The organism is Methylophilus flavus (genome assembly GCF_042678905.1).
GTDB classification, from domain to species: Bacteria; Pseudomonadota; Gammaproteobacteria; order Burkholderiales; family Methylophilaceae; genus Methylophilus; species Methylophilus flavus.
Window position 1 is genome coordinate 1,788,627 of sequence record NZ_JBHTLN010000001.1, and the last position, 23,809, is coordinate 1,812,435.

Consider the following 23,809-nt stretch of genomic DNA (forward strand, 5'->3'; position numbering starts at 1 on the left):
CTATTTACCTTTTCCTGTCATGTCTTTTGTTGTGTCCTGCTTTGCCTGCTGCTGCACCTCATACCAATCACCACCAAAGGCTTTGTAAAGGGCAATCCACTGTAAAACTCTGTTCTTTTGCTGCGTCACTACATTTAGCTCGGCATTGATTTTCTGGCGGCGCGCATCTTCCAGTGACAGCAAATCGATACCGCCGGATTTCCAGTTCAATTCAGCCGCCTCGAAATAGCGGGCATACTGTTGCGCACTGGCCTGCTCGGACTGCGCACGCCGATTGGCACTATCCAGATTGACCAGCGCCTGTTCCACCTCTTTGAGCGCCTTGCGCACATCCTGTTTATAAGTAGCCATCAGGCTATCAAAATTGGCGCGCGCTTCGGCCAGGTCAGCCCGTAAAGTACCGCCATCAAAAATCGGCAGTTTGACGGAAGGCCCATACGACCAGGTGTCAGTGCGGGTGACCGTACCGCCAAAATTGGTACGGCGATAGCCTATCGAACCGCTCAAAGTCAGACTTGGATAAAGTTGTGCTTTGGCAACCCCTGCATTGGCGCTGGCTTCGGCCAGGTTACGCTCATCAATCGCCAGATCCGGGCGACGTGTCAGCAAGGTCGCAGGGAGTGAATTCACTTCAAACATGGCCGGTTGCGGCATGCCTTTGCCTTTGGCGAGTAAAGCTTTCAGTTCCGGTTCCGGGTAGTTGGTTAATTCAACCAACGCTTTTACTAACCCTTCACACTCTGCCTGCTGGCCATCCAGCGTAGACTCACTCGCATGCGTTGCCGCCTCTGCCAGCGCAAGGTCGGACGGGGCGGTGAAGCCGGCCTTGGCAGAAATGCCTGTCAACCGCGCTGTCTCTTTGCGCGAGTTAAATGCACCCTGCAATGCATTCACAGAGGCCTGGCAGGCACGGTAATTCACGTAGTTGTTGGCGACCTCTGCCGCTACCGTCAGGCGTGCATCGTGCCACGCGATTTTTTTCGCTTCCAGTTGTGCTTTGGCTGCTTGTTTAGCTGCCTTGATTTTGCCAAACAGGTCAATTTCCCAACTGGCATCCAGCGTAATTGAGTCAATCTCAATTGTGGTGGCCGGGAATGCTCCGCCACCGCCACCGCCCTTGCTCCGGTTCATACTACCGGTGCTGGTTAAATCAGGAACTCCCTGTGCGCGTGCGGAAAGTACATTGGCTCGTGCTGTACGAATATTAGCCAGTGCGATTTCCAGCGAAGGACTTTCTTTTTGTGCCTGCGCCAGTAACTGGTCAAGCACCGGGTCTTTGAATTGCGCCCACCAGTTGGTTAATGCACTGACGTTGCCGTTATGCGGTAATGGCGCTTGCCACTCCTGAACCGTGATCGGGTTGGGGCGGATATATTCATCAATGACCGAACATCCGGCCAGCGGCAGCATGCATAGCCAAACCCAATGTTTACTTAACTGCATTGGCTGGCTCCATTCCGTGTAATCCGTGCAAAAACAAGTTCACTACAAAAGCGAGATGCGCTTCGGCATCCCAGTCTGCACCCAGCACACCAAATAAGGCTTTCTGACGCGGCGCGGCAATCAGCAGCTCACAATAAGACTCGGCAGCGCGTTTGAAATCCAGTGTCGGCAACATGTTTTTTGCGGCATAGAAACTAAAGATATCAGACAGCATTTGATGAATCCGCTCCGGCCCCACCGCTTTCATGGCACGGGCTAATTCCGGTAAGTGTGAAGCTTCGGCCACACCAATTTTAAAGAAGGACAACATGCGTGGTTCAAGCACTCGATTGAGCATAAAGCGGCCGATATCGGTCAGGACCTGATGCAGCGTCTGGTTAGATAAATTATCGATTTGCACCATGGCAGAGACATCTTTTTCCACCATGTGTTTGATTGCCGCAATCAGCAGCGCATATTTATTATCAAAGCGCTCATAAATGGTTCGCGTGGAAACACCACACACGTTAGCAATGCGCGCAACGCTGGTTTGCGACACGCCTTCAAGCATAAACAGTTCTAGTGCCTGCTCGAGCATCAAGGCGTGACGCTCATGCTCGGTGCCCGCCCTGGGGCGGCCGGCTTTAACTTTATGAGGTGAAATGTCCATTGCGGATAAAAGTGTAGGATTTTGCATAAATAAAAATAAAACGTTTCATTTTTATTTTAAACATTTTGTTCAAACACGCAAGTACTTTGTTGTATCTGTCGTGATACTTGAGTGTCTTGCTCATGATTCCGGCGTGTGTCATGCAGGTTTGTTATACTCGCATCACTTAAATTTAAACGAGATTGTTCAGGCATGGCACTGAAATCCACCATCTATAAAATAGACCTCAATATTGCGGATATGGATAGGCATTACTATCAGCAGCACAATCTGACGCTGGCGAAGCATCCTTCCGAAACAGACGTGCGCCTTATGGTCCGTTTGCTGGCATTCGTGCTGTATGCCGATGAGAACCTGTTATTTGGCAACGGTTTGAGCGATGACGACGAGCCAGACCTCTGGCAAAAAGATTTAACCGGCGCCATTCAGCGCTGGATATGCGTAGGCTTGCCCGAAGAGCGCGAGATCCGTAAAGCCTGTGGCAGATCCAAACATGTGGTACAGGTGCTTTATGGCGGCAGGACGGCAGATATGTGGTGGGCTCAAAATAGCAAAGCCGTGCTCAAGCTGGATAACGTCACCATTATCAATCTGCCGGACACAGAACAGCTAGCTGCTGCTGCCGCACGCGGACTCTCGATCAGTTTTACCATTCAGGATCAACAGATATTGGTGAGTTACGAAGGTGGCAGCTTTGAGATTGAAGCTTTACGTCTGAAAGATGTTGATTAGATCGAGCAAAGACGGATTACAAAAAAGCCAGCAACTGCTGGCTTTTTTTGTTTAAGGGAACAGAATATGCTCGGCGGGCCATACCCCGCTATAAGTCGCCTCAGGATGCGCATTGACCAGGCGATGACGGATCTCATTCAACCTGCGCAAAGGCACGGAAACAATCATCAGGATGCTGCCCTGCTCTATCTCGTTTTTGTATGATCTGATGCGGTAACTGGGTGCTGCTGTCGCAACGGCAGCTGCCCAAGCCGCACAGGCAATGGCACCTAACACCATGCAATACGGAATCACCGTCAGCGGGACTTCGCCAAACCACCAGGGCACCATGTAGGCTAACATCCCGCCAAATAGCCCAACTATGGCACCGAATAGAAACCCGCCCATGGCGCTGTACACCACATCAGACTTTTCCATGGCATCAGCCTTAGGCAGATTCCCCAGAGACTGTTGCTGATCGGCATGGAAATGGATGTGGTTTTCTTCAATCCTATTCAGTAGCAACTCATCCATCAGGGCATGTGCACTTTTAACATTGGGTAAAACAAAATAGAGCCTGCGTCTCATGGCGTTCTCCTATCGTATCTAACCGCTTGATTAAGTTTCGATAGGCAAGTTGCGCAATAATTCAATTCTTAACAAGTGTTTGATTGAAAGATCTTTCTCACACTAGGCATGGCAGCAACATAGCTACTTTAAATTAAGGTTTACTGCTCATCCAGCTTGCCAAGCCAGACATTCCTGAACTTAGCCAGTTTGTAGCGCAACCCTGCGCCTTCATTGGAAAGGGCATCCAGAAACTGCGACAGCCTGCGTGATTTGATCACCGTATAAAAAGTGAGAACGCTGACCGGGATAAACACCAGGGTAAAATATCCCATTTTTTCCAGCAGGCTGGTTTGCGTGAGATCTATCAGGTTCATGCCCAACAGGCCGCTGGTCATGGTGCCGATCAGTCCCAGTATGGTGACCACAGTGAGGCGTACTACAGTATCCGCCTGGCGCTTGATTTCTTCCCCTTCCAGGTATTCGGCCATATCCATGATGCGGCGGCGGGTTTTTTCAAACAGGCTGACGGAATCCAGTTGCCTGAGGATAAGCGCAAACAAGTCTTTGGCAACAGCCTGGTCAGAGACATTCTCAAACCAGTAGCGGTGAGTAAAGCGCAAAAATACAGCCGTCGCCTGCCGGATACGGGCGCGAAAAGCTTTCACTGAATCTTCTCGCTGGATATCCAGCCGGCTAATCGCTTGCACCATACGGTCAGACAACATCAGCAAGGCGGCTTTCTGAAAGTGCGCGATCAGGAACAGCAGGAAATACTGGTTCTGGTAATGGCGCTTGATGCCGGTTTTTTCATTGGTGAATACCCGGTGCTGATGGCTACCCACCACCACAAAGTTTTGCCCGGTACACATGATACGCGTGGTGCTCCAGGGGTCCTGCCTGGCTTCATCCCAATAGCGGTCGTAACAATTATATTTTTCGAATTCCTGCAAGAAATGCTCGGTAAACGGCAGGGTTTCGGAATGCCACGGCTGGCAAACCAGGCCCAGGCGGATCAGATCACCCCGGCTCAGCTGGCTCACATCGTCAAATGACAGGTAAGCCATCAATGGCATGCGCTGGTATTCAATCTCGCGATACCGTAACGCGCCCTCCTGGCCAGAATAATGCGGCACCAGCGGATGCAACAGCGCCAGCCAATGCAGGGAAACGCAAGGCACATGGTTCTCTTTGACATAGGCGAGGTAGCGCGCCTTGTCTTCATAATCAGACCGCGCCATGACCTTGCCCTGATAATCCAGCCATTCAATAGACTGGGCGCAATGTCCGCCTTCGCCTGTATCATCCCAGTAATTTGGGTAAGTACGCCCCAGGCGATACATGACCTCCATCGCAGATTTTAGCGGCAAATCCGTACCGGTCACCTCGAACGCCAGCATGGCGACATCGATATCAAAAAAGAAATACAGTTCAACATGCAAAACATGCAAGAGGATAGGCTGCGGCTCATCGTGCAGGGTAATACGTACCTGGCGGATATCGGTGCGGGTAAAGATATGAATGGGCGACTCACCATAGCCGCCTGATTCACGGCCATGTTTGCCTTCGCCATATAAAAAACGCTGCGCAAATGGCAGAAAGGTGACGAACTCCTGATAGCGCGCCTCACTGAGATGAGGTGAAGACTGCAAAAACTCGTCTTTTATCTCCAGCCATGGCGAATCGGGACTGGCACTCAGCGTATTCCAGGGACAATGCACCGTATCCAGGCTGTGGTCGTCCCTCATCAATTGTATCGGCCACAACAGGGTTTGCCGAAAATCTCTTACGATGCTGCTTTGCAGGTTATCCGCCATGAGTTGCCTTTCACCGTTTTAAGAGTGCTCACTATAGCGTGCCACCACGCGGCAGGATTACTGGATAAACACGGAAAAAACCTGCCAAATAGTCAAGCCGGGTATGCGATTCATTCACACTGGCGGTAGAGGCTCATCATGGCTACGCCGGTATTGACCAATTCATATACCAGCATGCCTGCACCTGCGAACACCACCAGCAACCCTGTCGCAAGTATCATTTTTCCGGTAGAGAGTGCGTGGCTTTTGAGATAGAGGAACCAGACACGTCCGCACCAGATCAGCAACACCAGCATAGCCAGCCCTTGCAGACCGGTGGCCAATTGATACAAAGGCCGGTCTGTTGCCCGTTCATAGGTGACCTGCAACGCAGCCAGTTGCGTTTTGAACAGGCTGGCAAGTTGGTGATCAGCATTGACTTCTCCTGTGTGCGCATCAGTGCTACACAGCACTCCCTGCTCAATCAATGGCCTCAGCTTTTCCATGCCTTTTTCCATGGCTATCCATGCCTTGGCCGTCACAGGATCTGCCATGCTGATATTCGTCAGCGAAGCCGCAAATATCTGTATCACCAATATCAGGCCACACGCCGCACATATGAGCCCGAAAAAGCGCTGGAAACCACTTTGAACACCCGTAATTTTGACAGCCAGGTACGCAAGTGTGGCCAGGCCTAGCAATTCAAATAACAATCGGATCGCTGCGAAGGCATGTGCGGCCAAGCCTTTTTCATCGCCGACCAGCTGCACCGGGTTGGTGACTTCCGGAAAAACCACGGCCAGGACCACTGCAATCGCGAAAGACAGAAATAAAAAAGTGATGGACTGTTCAAGCCTGGCCTTAGGATTGTCAGCGGCGACATGATCCCTGACCAACGCTGAAGGATTAGTCATCATGTGAGTGAAATTACTCAGATAGCCAGGTAATTCTTTCACAACGTTTTCCAGCGTTGGCTGCATGGCGCCCCCTTCATTATTGTTTGCTTACCTTAACATTTGTTTTGTATATCCAGGCCAGCGAACTGCCATCCATCAACGGCAATCAATAAAAATTTGCCTGAAAACCACATTTGCCATAAAACAAGCCGGCATCACTGCCGGCTTTCTCAAAAGGTTGCCTGTCGCTGGCATTGGCCAGTTATCAATGAAGTCACACCTTCTGGTAAACCTCGCTGCCTTTTTTCACAAACTCAATCGCTTTTTCCTGCATGCCTTTTTGCAGGGCAGCTTGCTCGTCGACGCCAAGCTTATCGGCATAGTCACGCACATCCTGCGTGATCTTCATCGAGCAGAAATGCGGGCCGCACATGGAACAGAAGTGCGCCTGTTTGGCACCTTCCTGTGGCAGGGTCTCGTCGTGGAATTCCTTGGCTTTTTCCGGATCCAGGCCAAGGTTGAACTGGTCTTCCCAACGGAATTCGAAACGGGCTTTGGACAAGGCGTTATCACGGATCTGCGCACCCGGATGTCCTTTTGCCAGGTCAGCCGCATGCGCTGCAATCTTGTACGTGATGATGCCTACGCGCACGTCTTCCTTGTCCGGCAGGCCCAGGTGCTCTTTAGGTGTCACGTAGCACAGCATGGCACAGCCATACCAGCCTATCATCGCTGCGCCGATCCCGGAAGTGATATGGTCATAACCAGGTGCGATATCGGTGGTTAATGGGCCCAATGTATAGAACGGGGCTTCGCCACAATGCTCCAGTTGCAGATCCATGTTTTCCTTGATCAGGTGCATAGGCACATGGCCGGGGCCTTCGATCATGCATTGAACGTCGTGTTTCCAGGCGATCTGTGTCAGCTCGCCCAGGGTTTTCAGCTCGGCAAATTGCGCTTCATCGTTGGCATCATAGATAGAACCAGGACGCAGGCCATCGCCCAGCGAGAACGACACATCGTACTGCTTCATGATCTGGCAGATATCTTCAAAATGCTCGTAAAGAAACGATTCTTTATGATGCGCCAGGCACCATTTCGCCATGATGGAACCGCCGCGTGACACGATACCTGTCATACGTTTGGCCGTCATCGGGATATACGCCAGGCGCACACCGGCATGGATAGTGAAGTAATCCACGCCCTGCTCTGCCTGCTCGATCAAGGTGTCGCGGAAAATCTCCCAGGTCAGGTCTTCGGCCTTGCCATTCACTTTTTCCAGCGCCTGGTAAATAGGTACGGTACCAATAGGCACCGGTGAATTACGGATAATCCATTCGCGCGTTTCGTGGATGTTTTTACCGGTAGACAGATCCATGACTGTATCGCCACCCCAACGGGTGCCCCACACCATTTTTTCTACTTCTTCAGAGATTGATGAGCCCAGTGCAGAGTTACCGATATTGGCGTTGATCTTGACCAGGAAATTACGGCCTATGATCATGGGCTCGATTTCCGGGTGGTTGATGTTGGCAGGGATAATCGCACGACCACGAGCCACTTCGTCACGCACGAATTCCGGTGTAATCACTTTGGGAATGCTGGCGCCATAGTTCTGGCCTGCATGCTGGGTTTGCAGCAATTCGCTCATATTCTCCCGCCGCTGGTTTTCGCGGATGGCAATAAATTCCATCTCCGGCGTGATGATGCCCTGGCGTGCGTAATGCATCTGGCTGACATTCATACCAGCTTTGGCACGTAGCGGTTTGCGATGCAGGTTGAAGCGCATTTGCGACAGTTCCGGATCCACCAGGCGCTGGTGACCAAATTCCGACGTCGGGCCATCCAGTTGTTCTACATCGCCACGTTCCATGATCCATTGCGCACGCAACGCAGGTAAGCCGTTACGGATGTCAATTTCGACATTGGGGTCGGTATAAGGGCCGGAGGTATCATAAACCACCACAGGCGGGTTAGTGTCGCCACCGAAACTGGAAGGCGTATTGCTCAGCGAGATTTCACGGAATGGCACCTGGATATCAGAGCGTGAACCTTGAACGTAGATTTTGCGCGACTTGGCAAATGGTTTGGTGGTGGCTTCGTCAACTTTGGCATCCGCGTTGACGAATTTTACGTTTTTGGATTGAGAAACCTGGGATTGCGGAGTCTGGGACTGAAGATTTTTGTCTATGGCATTCATTGAGCATCCTTAAAAGAAATAGACGTAAGGATGCTGTGATTTGCATTCCCTACGGCGGTATCAACCGCGTCAGGTTCGAAGGGTAACTCTCACTGTAAATCTTAAAAATTAAGGATTTACAGACCCCTAGCAAGGAACGGATTGTGCGGGAAATCGCCGAATAACGCAAGTAATCATACTTTTGCTAATGTCCCATCTTGACAAACAGACAGGTCTGTCTACAATCACACTTCCCGACACAATAAAAATACGGGACACCCTTTTAAATCAGAGCTCAGGAGAGAAAAAAATGGACGTCTTATTGATAGGTGCAGTGGCCTGTACCACTGCTTTAATTTTATCTGCATGGTTAATGACATTTGCCCGCTGGTTCCCGATTCAGGGTATCGATGGCGGATTTCTGGTCGATTATAAAACCATGATCCGAGCCCACGTGGATTACGCCTTGATGGCGCTTTTCCAGCTGGGATTCTTTGCTGCATCCAAAACCGCTGGCATTGAATTACATCATTTTGCCTGTGTCTGCGTGGCTATCGGCGGCTTTACCAACCCGACTATTTTCACCATTGCGGCCTTTGACACCGACTTCTGGAGCAAAATGAAATGGAAGGTATTTTCTGCCATCAGTTTCGTGCTGACCACCATCGGCTTTATGACGATTTGCTACCAGCTGATTTGCCATGTGCTGTGTCATTAATCCCCAAAGAAACCGTTACAACCATAAAAACCCTGCATCTGCAGGGTTTTTTGCTTCTCTGGCACCTGAAAATCACTATTCATTCCGATCAACTAAACGGTGAAATAGCCTTTAAAAACAGCATTGTTCTCAATATTATTTATTGTATGCACCAGATAAAATAACGCTCGCAAGATCAACATTTTTTATTGAAGGCAATCACCGCATGGATTGGTACAGTATTTTCTTTTTCAGGGAAGGGTCACCCACCGCCCTACTCTATGGTACCTATAATCCATGGTTAGTCATCTTGTCTGCGCTGGTAGCCATATGCACCTCGGTGCTGGCGCTACAGCTAACCCGCCTGTCACAAAAGCAAACTTCGCTGGTGTCACAGAAGTTTTCAATTATCGCCAGCTCAATCTCCCTGGGGGCAGGCATTTGGGGCAGGCATTTGGGCCATGCACTTTATAGGCATGCTGGCCTACGAAATCTGTACTAAAGTCACTTACAACCCTGAAGTCACCATGATCTCGATGATGCCCGGCATACTGGCATCTTATTATGCGCTCAACCTGATGACGGAGAACCAGCTTGATTACGGCAAGCTGATTAAAGGTGGACTCTCGGTCGGCACAGGCATTGGCGCCATGCACTACACCGGGATGCTGGCGATGAAAATGGAGCCAGTGCTCAAATTCGACCTGTTATGGGTATTGATTTCAGTAGTGGTGGTGGTCTGCTTGGCCACGCTCTCATTATGGACCGGCATTTTCCTCAACCAGAAAGGCAAGCTGCCAGCCAAGGTGAGTATCGTGCTGGGCGGCGTGCTGATGGGCAGCGCCATCACTGCCATGCATTACACCGGCATGGCCTCTGCACGCTTTATCGGGCAAGCACAACCCGGCTTCAATCCTGAAGATAACCAATCCATCTCGCTGGCACTTGGTATCACGCTGGTCACTATACTGATAGGCATCATTGCGGCTGCAATTAATGTGCTGATCAGTTACCGGCAAGCGCTAGCAAGCATCCAAGTCAGTGAAACGCGCTTATCAACAATCTTAAACACAGCAGTGGATGGCATTGTCACCATCAACACTTCCGGCCAGATCATTTCCTGCAACGAAGCGGTAGAGAAGCTCTTTGGCTGGCGCAAAGACGAGATGGAAGGCAAGAATATTTCAATGCTGATGCCGGAGCCGGACCGTTCCAACCATCTGTATTACCTTAAAAATTACCAGGCAGGCGGCCAGGCACAAATTCTTGGCGAAGGCCGCGATCTGGAAGCCATGAAGAAAGATGGCACGCAGTTTCCCATCCGCCTGGCGATTGGTGAAGTCAAGCTTCCAGGGGAAAAACTGTTCGTCGGCTTTATCACTGACCTCACGCAGCGTAAAGCCATTGAAAAAGCCATTCGCGAAAAAGATCAGCAGATTCGTTCGATGATGAACAATATTCCGGGCGTGACGTTTCGCTGTAATCTGGACGAAAGCTGGAGTATGCGCTTAATCAGCGATGCGGTCGTAGAGATGACTGGCTGGAAAGCTGAAGACTTTTTAAAAGGCGAGGTGCATTTTGCACAGTTTATTCAGCCTGAAGATGCACAGCGTATACAGCCGATTGTCGAAGCAGCCGTTGCCAATCGAACCAACTATGCCATCGAATACAGGATTACAGACCGGGCGGGTAATGAAAAATGGATATCAGAATTCGCTTCTGCCACTTACACCAATGATGGCACTGCCGACGCGCTGGACGGTGTCATGCTTGATATAACCGAGTCGAAACATAAAAATGCCGAGTTTGAAGGCATTGTGAATGCCATTAATTATTCCACCAGCATGGCTGAATTTACTATGGATGGCATGATATTAAGTGCCAACCAGAATTTTCTGGACCTACTGGGCTACGAGCTGAACGAAGTCCAGGGGCGGCATCACTCGATTATTTGTGCGCCAGAAGATGTGGTGCATGATTACGAACAGAAATGGCCCGCTCTGCGCCGTGGTGTGTCTATTCATGGTGAGTTTTTACGTTACGCTAAAAATGGCAGAAAGGTCTGGATCAATGCCTCCTATAGTCCAATCCGCAATGTAGATGGCAACGTGACTAAAGTGCTCATGTTTATGATGGATATCAGCGAACGTAAACAGATGGAACTGGATGTGCGTGGAAAAGACCAGCAAATCCAGTCGATGATGAACAATATTCCCGGGGTTACTTTCCGCTGTAATGTCATAGGCGAATGGCAAATACAACTGATCAGTGATGCGATATTGCAAATGACAGGCTGGCCAGCCAAAGACTTTTTAAATGGCAGCCTGCGTTTCTCACCACTCATGCACCCCGATGATCTTGAGCGGGTAATGCCAATTGCCAAAGCAGCCATTTCCAGCCAGCAAAGCTTTGTCACCGAATTCAGAATCACTGCCCGGGATGGCACTGAGAAATGGATTTCGGCTTCGGTATCACCTATTCAAAACAGTGATGGCGAGATTAGCGCCATGGATGGCGTTTTGCTGGATGTCACAGAATCAAAACACAAAAATGCTGAATTTGAGGGCATTGCGAACGCTATTAACAATTCAACCAGCATGGCTGAATTTACCATTGATGGTTTTGTACTGACTGCAAACCAAAGCTTTCTGGATCTGCTAGGTTATACGCTACCAGAAATTCTTGGGCGCCATCACTCCATTCTTTGCCCACCGGAATTTATAACCACTGAACGCTATAAACAGAAGTGGCTGTCCCTTAAACGTGGTGAGTTTGTGCATGGCGAGTTTGTGCGCTACGGCAAACATGGCAAAAGAATCTGGATTCATGCCTCTTACAGCCCGATCCGGAATACGGATGGCAAAGTCATTAAAGTATTGATGTTCATGATTGATATCACTGAGCGCAAGCAAATGGAACAAGAGATGTTGCTGGCCAAGGATAAAGCCGAACAGGCTGCCAGCGCTAAAAGTACCTTCCTGGCTAATATGAGCCATGAAATCCGTACCCCAATGAATTCGATTATCGGCTTTAGTGAGTTGCTGCTGGACACCGCCATGCAACAGGAACAACGCAATTACTTATCGACCATCAGCCAGTCAGCCAAGTCATTGTTGCATCTGCTGAATGACATTCTTGACAGCGCCAAGCTGGAAAAAGGCATGCTGGAACTGGAAATAGTGGATTTCTCCATGCGCGAATTGGTGGATAGCGTCATTTCTTCACTGTGGCTGCAAGCCCGCAAAAAGCATCTGGAATTAAAACTCACCCTTGCCCCCGAGGCTGCGGGTTATTTCAAAGGCGCTGAGCATCGTATCCGCCAGGTACTCACCAATTTATTAGGCAACGCCGTTAAATTCACTGAAACCGGCCATGTCGAGTTAAAGGTGTACCCAACCGAGAATGGCGAGATGCAGTTTGACATGATAGATACCGGTATCGGCATTGATGCAGACCGCCTGGAAAGCATATTTGACCCATTCACGCAGGCAGATGCAACCATGAGCCGTCGTTTTGGCGGCACCGGTTTAGGCACTACCATCAGTAAACAGCTGGTTGAGCTGATGGGTGGCCGCATCACGGCTACAAGCCAGATAGGCCATGGCAGTTGTTTCAGTGTCACGTTACCGCTATCGGAAGGCATTCGTAGAGAGCCTATCGTAGATGCCACTCAAAACTTCTTGCCATCCCTTAATATCCTGGCAGCAGATGATATTGAACAAAACCGTAAATTACTTAATATCATGCTGGAAAAGCAAGGACATAGGGTCACCCTTGCCTCTAATGGCCAGGAAGTCATTGACACCTTACAAACCCGGTCCTTCGATATTATTTTAATGGATGTACAGATGCCGGTTGTCGATGGCTTGACTGCCAGCTTGCGTATTCGCGAAATGGAACGTGAAGCAGGCTGGGATAGAACACCGATTATTGCATTGACCGCAAGTGTGCTAGAGCAGGATAGATTAGCTGCCAAACAGGCCGATATGGATGGGTTTAGCTCCAAACCCATTGAATTACCTTTATTACTGGCTGAAATGCAACGTGTATTAACTGGTTCCGTCACATCGCCAACAGAAGTGGTTGAACAAACGTTCGCCCAAAAAGAATTCGACCTGCGTAAGGGAGGCATGTTATGGGGCGATCAGCAGACTTACCTGATTGAAGTCGGTCAGTACTTACAGGAAGCACCGCGGCACATACAAACATTGAAAGCCGCCATACAGGCGAATGATCATGTTGCACTCAGGATGATCGCACACGCCAATAAAGGCGTGAGTGCCAATCTTGCTCTGCCTAAAGTGCAGTCCATTTATGATGCGCTGGAACATATCACCGAAGAGAACTGGCAAGAATGCCCTGCCTTGGTCGATCACTTGCAAACCACAACTCAAGCGTTGCAACAAACAATCAGTACATTACTCGACAATGAGTCAGAATCTGCCCAAGCCTCAATGGTCACATCCAATATTGATAGCGAACAATTGCTGGAATGGTTGCAAGAACTGCGCGCGCTAGCAGCAATGGCCGAACTGGATGATGCCCTGGCAAACAAACTGATGCAGCATGCACCGGCTGACTGGCGCCAGACATTGCATACAATCACCCAATGCCTGAATGACTTTGATTTTGAACAAGCGGTGACTCAAATCGATACATTATTGGAAGCCCATACACACGGGACTACGTCATGACGGATTACATCAGCCAGCCACCCAAAATCCTGATTGTCGATGATGAGCCGCTCAACCTGAAAGTGCTCAAGCAAGTCTTGCAGGATGACTACCGTCTGAGCTTTGCCAAAAATGGCATGGATGCACTGGACCTGGTGAAGAAAGAAAGACCAGGATTGATTTTGCTCGATGTCATGATGCCGGGCATGACCGGGTTTGAAGTCTGTAGACACTTAAAAAATGATCCGGAAACACACACGATTCCAGTCATCTTTGTCACCGCGCTAACGGATGAGGCTGATGAATCCGAAGGTTTTAACGCTGGCGGCGTCGATTACATCAACAAGCCCATCTCCCCATCATTAGTACGTGCACGCGTCAAAACACACTTGTCGCTGGTACACATTGATGAATTAAAAAACACGCACCTGGAATTAATTCAGCGACTCGGGCGTGCAGCAGAGTTTAAGGATAATGAAACCGGCATGCATGTCATCCGCATGAGCCATGTGTCCGGCAGAATTGCACTGGAATTAGGTATGGATGCAGGCTTTGCCGAGCAACTGGTACACGCTGCGCCCATGCATGATATCGGTAAAATCGGCATTCCCGACAGTGTATTACTTAAACCTGGCAAACTGGATGACGATGAACTGGCGGTGATGCGCACCCATCCGCAATTGGGTGCCGATATTCTGGATAGATCCACTTCACCCTTAATTAAACTGGCCCATACCGTCGCCTTGTACCACCATGAAAAATGGGATGGTAGCGGCTACCCGTTTGGGATGAAAGGTGAAAAAATTCCCATAGAAGCACGCATTGTGGCGGTTGCCGATGTATTTGATGCACTACTGAGCAAGCGCCCCTATAAAGAGGCCTGGCCGGTGGAAAAAGCTGTCGAAGAAATCAAGTCGCAGGTTAACCGTCACTTTGACCCGCTGGTCGTCGAAGCCATGCTGAACTGTTTACCTGATTTGATCGCCATTAATGCAAAATGGCGAGAAGAATAATCTTCACGCCATTATCTCAAATTAGTTTAGCCCGCTTTAGGTGAGCTAAAACCAGCGATTACCCTAATTTGGTTTTCAGCAGTTCATTGACTTGCGCCGGGTTAGCTTTACCTTTGGAAGCTTTCATACACTGGCCCACCAGCGCATTAAAGGCTTTTTCCTTACCGGCTTTGTACTCTTCGACCATGGCCTGGTTGGCCGCCAGCACTTCATTGATAATCGCTTCAATCGCGCCGGTGTCGGATACTTGCTTGAGGCCTTTGGCTTCAATAATCGCATCGACGTCGCCTTCCCCTGCCCACAGGCCTTCAAACACTTGTTTGGCGGCGTTGTTAGAGATGGTGTTATCGGCGATACGTTTCAACAAAGCCGCCAGTTGTGCCGCAGAAACCGGACTCTCGGTAATGGTTTTCTCATCGGCATTCAATTTGGCAGACAGTGCGCCCATCACCCAGTTTGCGGCCTGTTTGGCATCGCCACCTGCACTCACAACCGCAACAAAGTAATCTGCCACTGCACGTGAGCCAGTCAGGTTGCTGGCGTCGTAGCTTGATAGTTGGTACTCACTGGTAAAGCGTACCTGCAATGCCTGCGGCAATTCTGGCATATCCGCGCGAACGCGCGCCTTGTCCGCTTCAGTCACTTCCAGCGGCAACAGATCCGGGTCCGGGAAATAACGGTAATCGTTGGCTTCTTCCTTGGAACGCATGGCGCGGGTTTCGCCAGTGTCCGGGTTAAACAGGATAGTGGCTTGTTGAATGGTACCGCCATCTTCCAGTGTTTCGATCTGCCACTGGGTTTCGTACTCAATCGCCTGCAACATGAATTTGAACGAGTTGAGGTTCTTGATTTCGCGGCGGGTGCCCAGTTTTTCTGTGCCTTTCGGGCGCACTGACACGTTCACGTCGCAACGGAACGACCCTTCCTGCATATTGCCGTCACAGATGCCTATCCATTGCACCAGTTCGTGCAGTTTTTTGGCATAGGCAACCGCTTCCGCCGCACTGCGCATATCCGGTTCAGTGACGATTTCCAGCAATGGCGTCCCGGCACGGTTCAAATCGATACCGGACATACCTTCAACCGCATCGTGCACAGATTTACCGGCATCTTCTTCAAGATGCGCACGGGTGATGTTGATGACTTTTTCGTAAGCTTCAGTATTTTTACCGGCAGGCACCTGGATGGTGATTTTGCCCTTGCCGACCACTGGCAATTCGAACTGGCTAATCTGATAGCCCTTAGGCAAATCCGGATAAAAGTAATTCTTGCGCGCAAAAATACTGCGCGGAGCGATCTCGGCATCAATAGCCAGGCCGAATTTGATCGCGCATTCGACTGATTGCTTATTCAGGACAGGCAATACGCCAGGCAAAGCGATGCTGACCTCGCATGCCTGCGTGTTTGGCGCTGCACCATAAGTGGTCGAAGCGCCACTGAATTGTTTGGACTTGGTTTGTAACTGAACGTGGGTTTCCAACCCGATCACGACTTCCCACTGCATTTAGATGTTCTCCAATGCTACTGGCATTTGGGTATGCCAGTCTGTTACTTGTTGATAGGCGTGGCCGACATCCAGCATGCGCGCTTCATCAAAATAATTACCGATAATCTGCAAGCCGACTGGCAGCGGTTTGCCGTTGCCACTCTGGGTAAAGCCTGCCGGGACACTCATGCCCGGCAACCCGGCCAGGTTAACGGCAATCGTATACAGATCTTCCAGGTACATGGCGACCGGGTCACTGGTCTTCTCCCCGGCCTTAAAGGCTGTCGAAGGGGCAGCGGGTCCCATGATCACATCACAGTGATTGAATGCTTCCACAAAATCCTGTGCAATCAGGCGGCGGATTTGCTGGGCTTTCAGGTAGTAGGCATCGTAATAACCGGCACTCAATACATAGGTACCGATCAGGATACGGCGCTTGACCTCGGCGCCAAAGCCTTCGGCGCGAGATTTCATGTACATTTCCTGCAGATCGTTGTATTCGGCAGCGCGGTGACCGTAACGCACACCGTCATAGCGAGACAAATTGCTGGAAGCTTCTGCGGGAGCCAGCACGTAGTAAACGGGAATAGACAGGTTGTTATTTGGCAGGCTGATATCCACGATTTCAGCACCCAGTTTTTTGTATTCGGCAATCGCCGTTTCAATGACTTTAGCAACGTCAGCACTCAGGCCTTCGGCAAAGTACTCTTTAGGCAAGCCGATACGCAGGCCTTTAAGCGGTTGCTCGCCAGTCATCGCAGCCAGGCCACGCGTGTAATCTTCTTTTTCGCGGTTAACGCTGGTGGAATCGCGCTCGTCGAAACCGGCCATCACGTTCAGCATCAGGGCACAGTCTTCAGCCGATTTAGCCATCGGGCCCGCCTGATCCAGAGAAGAAGCAAACGCGATCATGCCGTAACGCGATACCAGACCATAGGTTGGTTTCAGGCCAGTGAAGCCGCACAGGGAGGCGGGTTGGCGAATGGAACCGCCGGTATCAGTACCTGTCGCTGCAGCACACAAGCGCGCCGCGACAGCGGCTGCTGAACCACCCGAGCTACCACCAGGCACGCGGTCAAAGTCCCACGGGTTTTTCACGCCACCAAAGTAACTGGTCTCGTTGGAAGAACCCATGGCGAATTCATCCATATTGGTCTTGCCCAGGTTCACGGCACCGACGGCATCAAACTGGCTGATGACATGGGCGTCATACGGCGCAATGAATTTTTCCAGCATTTTCGAGCTGCAAGTGGTGCGCCAGCCCTTGGCACAGAAAATGTCTTTTTGCGCGAGCGGGATACCCGTCAGCGGCCCGAAGTCACCGGCGGCAATGCGCGCATCAGCAGCCTTGGCCTGGGCCAGGGTTTTTTCTTCATCCAGGGTGATAAACGCATTGATGGTCGGATTGAGTTGCGTCACGCGCTGCAAGTAGGCTTGCGTGAGCTCGACACTGGAAACTTGCTTGCTGGCCAATTGTTGACCCAGCTGTTTGAGGCTACTGTTAATCATCATTAAAACCGTATTGGAGGTGGCGACTTAATTATTTATCGGTGCGTTTGATCAATGTTTATTCAATGACCTTGGGCACAAGATACAAACCATCTTGCGTGGCAGGTGCAATAGCCTGGAACAATTCACGCTGATTGGTTTGGGTGACCACGTCTTCACGCAAGCGTTGTGTCACATCCTGGGAGTGCGACATAGGCGCAATGCCGGTGGTATCCACCGCCTGCATTTGCTCGATCAGCCCTAAAATGCCGGAAAGTTTATTTAAAGTTTCTTGCGCTTCAGTGTCACTGACTTCGATGCGAGCCAGATGCGCTATACGTTTGATGTCTTCAAGATTGAGTGCCATAGAGGATAAGTCTTCAAGAATTCGAAATCACATCTTAATTTCATGTGCGTTTTGCGCTATTATACCTTGATTTCAAGCCACACTCGGCTGGCGCTTCAAAAGTCGGAATTTTACAGGATAAAACATGTTCGGTGCACTTAACAGCTACTTCTCCAATGATCTCGCAATCGACCTTGGCACAGCCAACACCCTGATTTACGTGCGCGGCAAGGGTGTGGTACTGGACGAGCCGTCTGTCGTTGCCATTCGTACCGAGGGCGGGCCCAATGGTAAAAAAGTGTTGCTGGCAGTGGGCTCCGATGCGAAAAGCATGCTGGGCCGTGCGCCAGCCAACATTCAGGCGATCCGCCCGATGAAGGATGGCGTGATTGCCGACTTCACCATCACCGAGCAAATGCTCAAGTTTTTCATCCGTAAAGTACACGAATCCCGCTGGTTCTCGCCTAGCCCACGCATCATCATCTGTGTACCGGTAGGTTCAACACAGGTGGAACGCCGTGCGATTAAAGAGTCTGCCGAGCGCGCCGGTGCCAAACAAGTGTTCCTGATTGAAGAACCAATGGCCGCTGCCATTGGTGCCGACATGCCGGTGGCTGAAGCGACTGGTTCCATGGTGGTGGATATCGGTGGCGGTACCACTGAAGTTGGCGTGATTTCACTGGGGGGTATTGTGTACGCCAAATCCGAACGCGTCGGTGGTGACAAATTTGACCAGGCCATTATTGACTACATCCGCCGTAACTACGGCATGCAGATTTCCGAACCTACCGCCGAAGCGATCAAGAAAAGAATAGGCTCTGCTTTCCCTGGTTCTGAAGTGCTGGAAATGGAAGTCACCGGCCGCAACCTGGCCGAAGGCCTGCCACGTAAATTCACTATTTCCAGTAACGAAATCCTGGAAGCACTCACCGAGCCGTTGAACTCCATCGTCGGCGCAGTGAAATCTGCACTGGAACAAACACCGCCGGAACTGGGCGCCGATATTGCTGAAAAAGGCATGGTACTGACCGGTGGTGGCGCATTGCTGCGCGACCTGGACCGTTTGCTGGTGGAAGAAACCGGCCTGCCTGTCATTGTGGCTGAAGACCCGCTCACTTGCGTGGCCCGTGGCTGTGGCCGCGCGCTGGAGGAAATGGACAAGCTCGGCAATGTGTTTGCCAGTGAATAAGATAAGGTCCGGCTGGCGATACCCTCATTATGCTCAAAGGCATACACCAACAGCTTGATCCGCACGAATCCCCGGCCTTTTTTATCCAGGGGCCGCGGCCTTTTTCACGCCTGATGTTTTTTTGCGCGTTATCGCTGGTCATGATGGCCATCGATGCGCGTTTTGACTACCTGAGCCAGGTACGGCAATGGTTTAGCGCCGCCCTTCATCCGCTGGAAATCGTCGCCAGCGCCCCGAATGAATGGGGTCGCAACATCAATACCTACTTCACTTCGCACAATCAATTGATCCAGGAAAACTTCAAGCTTAAGCAACAAGGCCTGATAGACAACGCCGCGCTACAACGCCTGGCAACCGTGGATGCAGAAAATGTGCATTTACGCACATTGCTGGCGGGTGATGCGCCTATCATCCCTAAAGCCACACTGGGCGAAGTGATGCATATGGGGCGCGACCCGTTCAGCAATATCATCACGCTCAACCGTGGCAGCCATCACGACATTACACCAGGCCAGGCAGTGGTGGATGAACAAGGCGTGGTTGGCCAGATCACACGCGTTTACCCGTTCACCAGTGAAGTCACGCTGATTACCGATAAAAAATTGTCCATTCCCATCCAGATTGAGCGCAATCAGTTGCGCGCGATTGCTTTCGGCGAAGGTAAACGCAACACGCTGGATATTCCTTACCTGCCGACCAGCGTCGATATCAAAGTCGGCGACAAACTGGTGACTTCAGGCATTGATGGCGTATACCCAGCCGGCCTGGCGGTGGCGGTGGTGACGCAGATCAAACAAAGCCAGGATTCACCGTTTGCCAAAATCGTCAGCCGCCCGATTGCCGGGGTGAACAATCATAAACACGTATTAATTCTGAAAATCCCGGAATCACCGGCCATCAATCCGGTGACTGATAACAAACCGGTATTGCCGCGTAACAACGCGCAGCATCTGGATCAATCGGTAGTCGATGTACTGCAAAAGAATAATGCCGCAGTGGACCCGCACCCAATCACTGAAATTCCCAGCCTGGATTCAACAGACACGACACCAGCGCCTGAAACAGCAGTCATGCCACCCACTGGCGCGACACCTAACAGCACGCAACCTAATAACAACCAGGTACCCACCGCACCGGAGCATCCATGAAGCCGGTTAAGTTCAGCACCTTCTTTTTTACCTTGCTGGTCGGACTGGTGTTCCAGCTGTATCCATGGTCTAACTCCGGCGTGATTATCCGCCCTGATTTTTTATTGGTGATCGCACTTTACTGGCTATTGCAGGCGCCTTATCACTGCAATATCGGCTGGGTGTGGTTCGCCGGGCTGCTGGTCGATCTGGCGACGGGCAGCCTGCTCGGCCAACATGCGCTTACCTTTTCAATTACCGCATTTCTCGGCCTGATTTACCAGCGCCGCCTGGTGCTGTTTAACCGCTGGCAGTTGTACCTCTACCTGATCTTCCTGTTCGGCATGCAGCGTATTTTAATTATGCTGCTGAAACTGTTCGCAGGCAGCGAGTTGCCTGACTGGACTTATGGCCTGCCTGTCATTTCCGACCTGATCCTCTGGCAAATCATGATCATCTGGTTCGGCGAACTGTCGCGCCCTAAAAAGCTGTAAGCGCATGGGGTACAGTACCGAACTCAAGAACCACCAGAACGAACAACACAAGTTCAGGGTTCGCCTGGTTTTCCTTGTATTAGTGGTGATTGCCGCATTTTCGGCACTGGCCGGGCGCTTCTATTTTTTACAGATCTATCGCTACGATTACTACCAGACGCTGGCGGAAAACAACCGGATTTCGATTGTCCCCATCACGCCTAACCGCGGCCTGATCTCTGACCGCAACGGCATTATCCTGGCGCATAACTTTTTTGTGTATACGCTGGAAATCACGCCGTCTAAAACCGATGATTTGCAGGATACGATTGAAGAGCTGGGCCAGCTGGTCGAGATATCACCTACCGATTTAAAGCGCTTTAAAAAACTGCGTGGGCAAAGCCATACCTTCGAGAGCATCCCTATCCGCACTCACCTCAATGAGTACGAAGCAGCCAAATTTGCGGTCAATCGCTTCCGCTTTCCCGGTGTAGAACTGAAGTCTCGCTTATTCCGCCACTACCCTTATGGCACATTGGGAACGCATGCGATTGGCTACATCAGCCGCATCAACGAGAACGACCTCAGGCAGTTGAAAGAAAATAGCCAGCTCTCGAATTACAAAGGCACCGAGCACATCGGCAAAGCCGGGGTGGAACAGGCCTACGAAGAACAGTTGCACGGCATTACCGGTTTCCAGCAGGTGGAAATCGATGCGGATGGCCGCGCGGTACGTGTGCTTTCCAGCGCGTCGCCCACTTCTGGCAATAACATCGTGCTGTCTATGGATGCCAAATTACAGGAAATCGCCGAGCATGAATTTGCTGGCAGGCGTGGCGCACTGGTGGCTATTCAACCAAAAACCGGTGAAGTGCTGGCGATGGCCAGCATGCCTTCGTTTGACGCCAACCTGTTCGTCGATGGCATTGATTACGACAACTGGAACCTGCTGAATAATTCGCTGGATAAACCACTGATCAACCGCAGCCTGAAAGGTATTTACCCGCCAGGCTCCACCTTCAAACCATTTGTAGCGCTGGCAGGGTTAGAGTCTGGCAAACGCCAGCCGCCTTTCGCCATCAGCGACCCCGGTTATTTCATGCTGCCAAACAGCCGTCACCGCTACCGCGACTGGAAACCCTCCGGCCACGGTGCCGTGGATATGCGCAGGGCGATCACCGTGTCTTGCGATACATTTTTTTATGGCCTGGCGATGGAACTGGGCATAGATCGACTGACCGATTTTGTACGCCATTTTGGCTTTGGCGAAAAAACCAATATCGATATCCAGGGCGAACTGTCCGGCTTGCTGCCTACCCCGGCGTGGAAGAAAAAACGTTTCAAACAACCCTGGTATATGGGCGAAACCGTGATTGTCGGCATCGGGCAGGGCTATACGCTGGTCACCCCCATGCAGCTCGCGCGCGCCACCGCCATGCTGGCTAACAGTGGTAAATCGATACGGCCGCACCTGGTGAATGCCATTGTGAATTCCAAAACCAACCAGGTCAGTTTGTTGCCGCATGAGATTGCCGACCAGTTGAATTTAAGCGCCAACAACCTGGAAATCGTCAAGCTGGGCATGATGGATGTGACCCAACCTGGCGGTACTGCTGCGGCGATTGGTGCCAATGCAGGCTACCTGATCGCGGCCAAAACCGGTACCGCGCAAGTGGTTGGTATCAAGCAAAACGAGAAATATAACGAAAAACTGATTAACGAGCGCCACCGCGACCATGCCTGGTTTATTTCATATGCGCCTGCGGATGACCCGAAAATCGCCGTCGCGGTGATTGTTGAAAACGGTAGCCATGGCGGTTCAACGGCAGGCCCGATTGCGCGCAAGGTCATGGATTATTATCTGCTCGGTAAAGTGCCGGTCGACCCGGCTGCGGCTGCTGTGCCAGAAGTCACGATACAGAATGCGCCAGAAGTAGAAGAGGAGCCACATGATTAGGCAATTGATCGGCCGCTTTATACGGCATATAGACTCTATCCTGCTTGCCACGGTGCTGATGGTGTTAGTGGTAGCGCTGATGGTCTTATACAGCGCCTCCGGCCAGTCGCTGACCAAAGTGAATGCGCAAATCATCAATATCATCATCATGATGGCGGTGATGCTGCTGGTGGCGAATACCCAACCGCTTTTGATTGAGCGCATTGCATTTCCCGTTTATATATTCGGGCTCACACTGTTGATCGCAGTTGCATTGATAGGCGATATCAGCCATGGTGCGCGGCGGTGGTTAAACCTGGGCGTGACCAAAATCCAGCCGTCGGAACTCATGAAACTGGCAGTCCCTATCATGCTGTCCTGGTATTTCTCAAAACGCGAAACCATGTTGCGCACCGCTGATTACCTGGTGGCGGGCGTGATATTGCTGGTGCCGGTATTGTTGATTGCCAAGCAGCCTGACCTGGGCACCGCGACACTGGTATTTGCTTCAGGGTTTTTCGTCATCTTCCTGGCCGGGCTGAGCTGGAAATTCATCTTTGGCAGCGCGTTTGCGTTTGGCGCGGCGCTCCCTATCCTGTGGTCCATGTTGCACGATTACCAAAGGCGCCGGGTGGAGATTCTGGTAGACCCCAGCCAGGACCCGCTGGGTGCGGGTTACCATATTATCCAGGCGACGATTGCGATCGGATCTGGTGGCATGACCGGCAAAGGCTGGCTGAACGGTACCCAGTCGCAGCTGGACTTTGTGCCGGAACGCACCACTGACTTTATTTTTGCCGTGTTTGCGGAAGAATTTGGCCTGGTGGGCTGCTGCCTGTTATTGCTGTTGTTCATCATCATCATAGGCAGGGCGTTTATCATCGCCTCGCAAGCCAAAAATACGTTTTCGCGCCTGCTGGCAGGCAGCATTGCTGCTACCTTCTTCACTTATTGCTTTGTGAATATGGGCATGGTCAGTGGCATTTTGCCGGTGGTGGGTATTCCGCTGCCATTGGTCAGTTATGGCGGTACTTCACTGTTAACCCTGGGCCTGAGCCTGGGCCTGTTAATGAGTGTGCAATCGCATAAACGCCTGGTTGCTACAGATTAGTGGCGACCGATTAGTGCAGTCATTTTGTG

At 51.1% G+C, this 23,809-nt stretch carries 19 protein-coding genes and 1 riboswitch; of the genes, 10 read left to right on the forward strand and 9 right to left on the reverse strand.

Translation table 11 applies throughout. The annotated features are described in order from the left end of the window. Together ACFQ2T_RS08765 and ACFQ2T_RS08770 are read right to left on the reverse strand one after the other, a co-directional pair. Nucleotides 1-1,443 carry an efflux transporter outer membrane subunit gene (locus ACFQ2T_RS08765; RefSeq protein WP_379033232.1) on the reverse strand — a complete coding sequence of 481 codons (1,443 nt, stop codon included), beginning with the start codon at nucleotides 1,441-1,443 and terminating at the stop codon, nucleotides 1-3. Next, entirely contained in the window at nucleotides 1,430-2,092 is a 663-nt protein-coding gene (locus tag ACFQ2T_RS08770; RefSeq protein ID WP_379033235.1) for a TetR/AcrR family transcriptional regulator, read from the reverse strand. Before ACFQ2T_RS08770 ends, ACFQ2T_RS08765 begins: the two co-directional genes overlap by 14 nt. Before the next feature lie 192 nt (nucleotides 2,093-2,284). Here ACFQ2T_RS08770 and ACFQ2T_RS08775 point away from each other — a divergent pair, with 192 nt between their 5' ends. Continuing rightward, a complete protein-coding gene (locus tag ACFQ2T_RS08775) occupies nucleotides 2,285-2,824 on the forward strand; it encodes a YaeQ family protein (RefSeq protein WP_379033238.1) in 540 nt (179 codons plus the stop codon). A gap of 51 nt (nucleotides 2,825-2,875) precedes the next feature. On the opposite strand, the gene ACFQ2T_RS08780 is transcribed toward ACFQ2T_RS08775, so the two are convergent. The 4 genes from ACFQ2T_RS08780 to thiC all read right to left on the reverse strand — a co-directional run bounded on the left by ACFQ2T_RS08780 (nucleotide 2,876) and on the right by thiC (nucleotide 8,262). Further along, the gene (locus ACFQ2T_RS08780) at nucleotides 2,876-3,391 is read right to left on the reverse strand and encodes a hypothetical protein (protein ID WP_379033241.1); all 516 of its coding nucleotides are present in this window, start codon (nucleotides 3,389-3,391) and stop codon (nucleotides 2,876-2,878) included. A 140-nt stretch (nucleotides 3,392-3,531) separates the two neighbouring features. Further along, a complete protein-coding gene (locus ACFQ2T_RS08785) occupies nucleotides 3,532-5,187 on the reverse strand; it encodes a hypothetical protein (RefSeq protein ID WP_379033244.1) in 1,656 nt (551 codons plus the stop codon). Between the two features lie 110 nt (nucleotides 5,188-5,297). Then, nucleotides 5,298-6,146, reverse strand: coding sequence for a hypothetical protein (locus tag ACFQ2T_RS08790; protein WP_379033246.1), 849 nt, complete (start codon nucleotides 6,144-6,146; stop codon nucleotides 5,298-5,300). Between the two features lie 190 nt (nucleotides 6,147-6,336). Next, a complete protein-coding gene (thiC, locus tag ACFQ2T_RS08795; protein WP_379033249.1) occupies nucleotides 6,337-8,262 on the reverse strand; it encodes a phosphomethylpyrimidine synthase ThiC in 1,926 nt (641 codons plus the stop codon). Nucleotides 8,263-8,290: 28 nt separating this feature from the next. Next, a riboswitch (TPP riboswitch) is annotated at nucleotides 8,291-8,400 on the reverse strand. A gap of 151 nt (nucleotides 8,401-8,551) precedes the next feature. Between thiC and ACFQ2T_RS08800 the strand changes: the two genes are divergently transcribed. The 4 genes from ACFQ2T_RS08800 (at nucleotide 8,552) to ACFQ2T_RS08815 (ending at nucleotide 14,624) form a co-directional block, all read left to right on the forward strand. Then, on the forward strand, nucleotides 8,552-8,959 hold the full coding sequence (locus ACFQ2T_RS08800) for a hypothetical protein (RefSeq protein ID WP_379033251.1): 408 nt from the start codon (nucleotides 8,552-8,554) through the stop codon (nucleotides 8,957-8,959). A 205-nt stretch (nucleotides 8,960-9,164) separates the two neighbouring features. Continuing rightward, complete coding sequence (locus ACFQ2T_RS08805; RefSeq protein ID WP_379033254.1) at nucleotides 9,165-9,440, forward strand: MHYT domain-containing protein; 276 nt, start codon at nucleotides 9,165-9,167, stop codon at nucleotides 9,438-9,440. Beyond that, on the forward strand, nucleotides 9,400-13,632 hold the full coding sequence (locus ACFQ2T_RS08810) for a PAS domain S-box protein (RefSeq protein WP_379033256.1): 4,233 nt from the start codon (nucleotides 9,400-9,402) through the stop codon (nucleotides 13,630-13,632). The genes ACFQ2T_RS08805 and ACFQ2T_RS08810 overlap by 41 nt, the downstream gene beginning before the upstream one ends. Then, nucleotides 13,629-14,624 (forward strand): response regulator, encoded by a 996-nt coding sequence (locus ACFQ2T_RS08815; RefSeq protein ID WP_379033259.1) that lies wholly within the window; start codon nucleotides 13,629-13,631, stop codon nucleotides 14,622-14,624. Before ACFQ2T_RS08810 ends, ACFQ2T_RS08815 begins: the two co-directional genes overlap by 4 nt. Nucleotides 14,625-14,682: 58 nt before the next feature. Here the strand turns inward: ACFQ2T_RS08815 and gatB are convergent, their stop codons facing one another. From gatB to gatC, 3 genes are read right to left on the reverse strand one after another with little or no spacing between them, the layout of a single operon-like run. Continuing rightward, nucleotides 14,683-16,128, reverse strand: a complete 1,446-nt coding sequence (gatB, locus tag ACFQ2T_RS08820; protein ID WP_379033262.1) for an Asp-tRNA(Asn)/Glu-tRNA(Gln) amidotransferase subunit GatB — start codon at nucleotides 16,126-16,128, stop codon at nucleotides 14,683-14,685. Next, nucleotides 16,129-17,619, reverse strand: coding sequence for an Asp-tRNA(Asn)/Glu-tRNA(Gln) amidotransferase subunit GatA (gatA, locus tag ACFQ2T_RS08825; RefSeq protein ID WP_379033940.1), 1,491 nt, complete (start codon nucleotides 17,617-17,619; stop codon nucleotides 16,129-16,131). Nucleotides 17,620-17,677: 58 nt separating this feature from the next. Further along, entirely contained in the window at nucleotides 17,678-17,965 is a 288-nt protein-coding gene (gene gatC, locus ACFQ2T_RS08830) for an Asp-tRNA(Asn)/Glu-tRNA(Gln) amidotransferase subunit GatC (RefSeq protein WP_379033265.1), read from the reverse strand. A gap of 124 nt (nucleotides 17,966-18,089) precedes the next feature. On the opposite strand from gatC, the gene ACFQ2T_RS08835 reads away from it, so the two are divergent. Genes ACFQ2T_RS08835 through rodA form a run of 5 tightly spaced genes read left to right on the forward strand, consistent with a single transcriptional unit; the run spans nucleotide 18,090 to nucleotide 23,780 of the window. Beyond that, a complete protein-coding gene (locus ACFQ2T_RS08835; protein ID WP_055830500.1) occupies nucleotides 18,090-19,133 on the forward strand; it encodes a rod shape-determining protein in 1,044 nt (347 codons plus the stop codon). 29 nt (nucleotides 19,134-19,162) lie between these two features. Next, nucleotides 19,163-20,281 (forward strand): rod shape-determining protein MreC, encoded by a 1,119-nt coding sequence (mreC, locus tag ACFQ2T_RS08840; protein WP_379033269.1) that lies wholly within the window; start codon nucleotides 19,163-19,165, stop codon nucleotides 20,279-20,281. Beyond that, on the forward strand, nucleotides 20,278-20,754 hold the full coding sequence (mreD, locus tag ACFQ2T_RS08845) for a rod shape-determining protein MreD (protein ID WP_379033271.1): 477 nt from the start codon (nucleotides 20,278-20,280) through the stop codon (nucleotides 20,752-20,754). Before mreC ends, mreD begins: the two co-directional genes overlap by 4 nt. Before the next feature lie 4 nt (nucleotides 20,755-20,758). After that, entirely contained in the window at nucleotides 20,759-22,690 is a 1,932-nt protein-coding gene (gene mrdA / locus ACFQ2T_RS08850; RefSeq protein ID WP_379033274.1) for a penicillin-binding protein 2, read from the forward strand. Further along, nucleotides 22,683-23,780, forward strand: coding sequence for a rod shape-determining protein RodA (gene rodA, locus ACFQ2T_RS08855; protein ID WP_379033277.1), 1,098 nt, complete (start codon nucleotides 22,683-22,685; stop codon nucleotides 23,778-23,780). The genes mrdA and rodA overlap by 8 nt, the downstream gene beginning before the upstream one ends. Nucleotides 23,781-23,809: the final 29 nt, after the last annotated feature.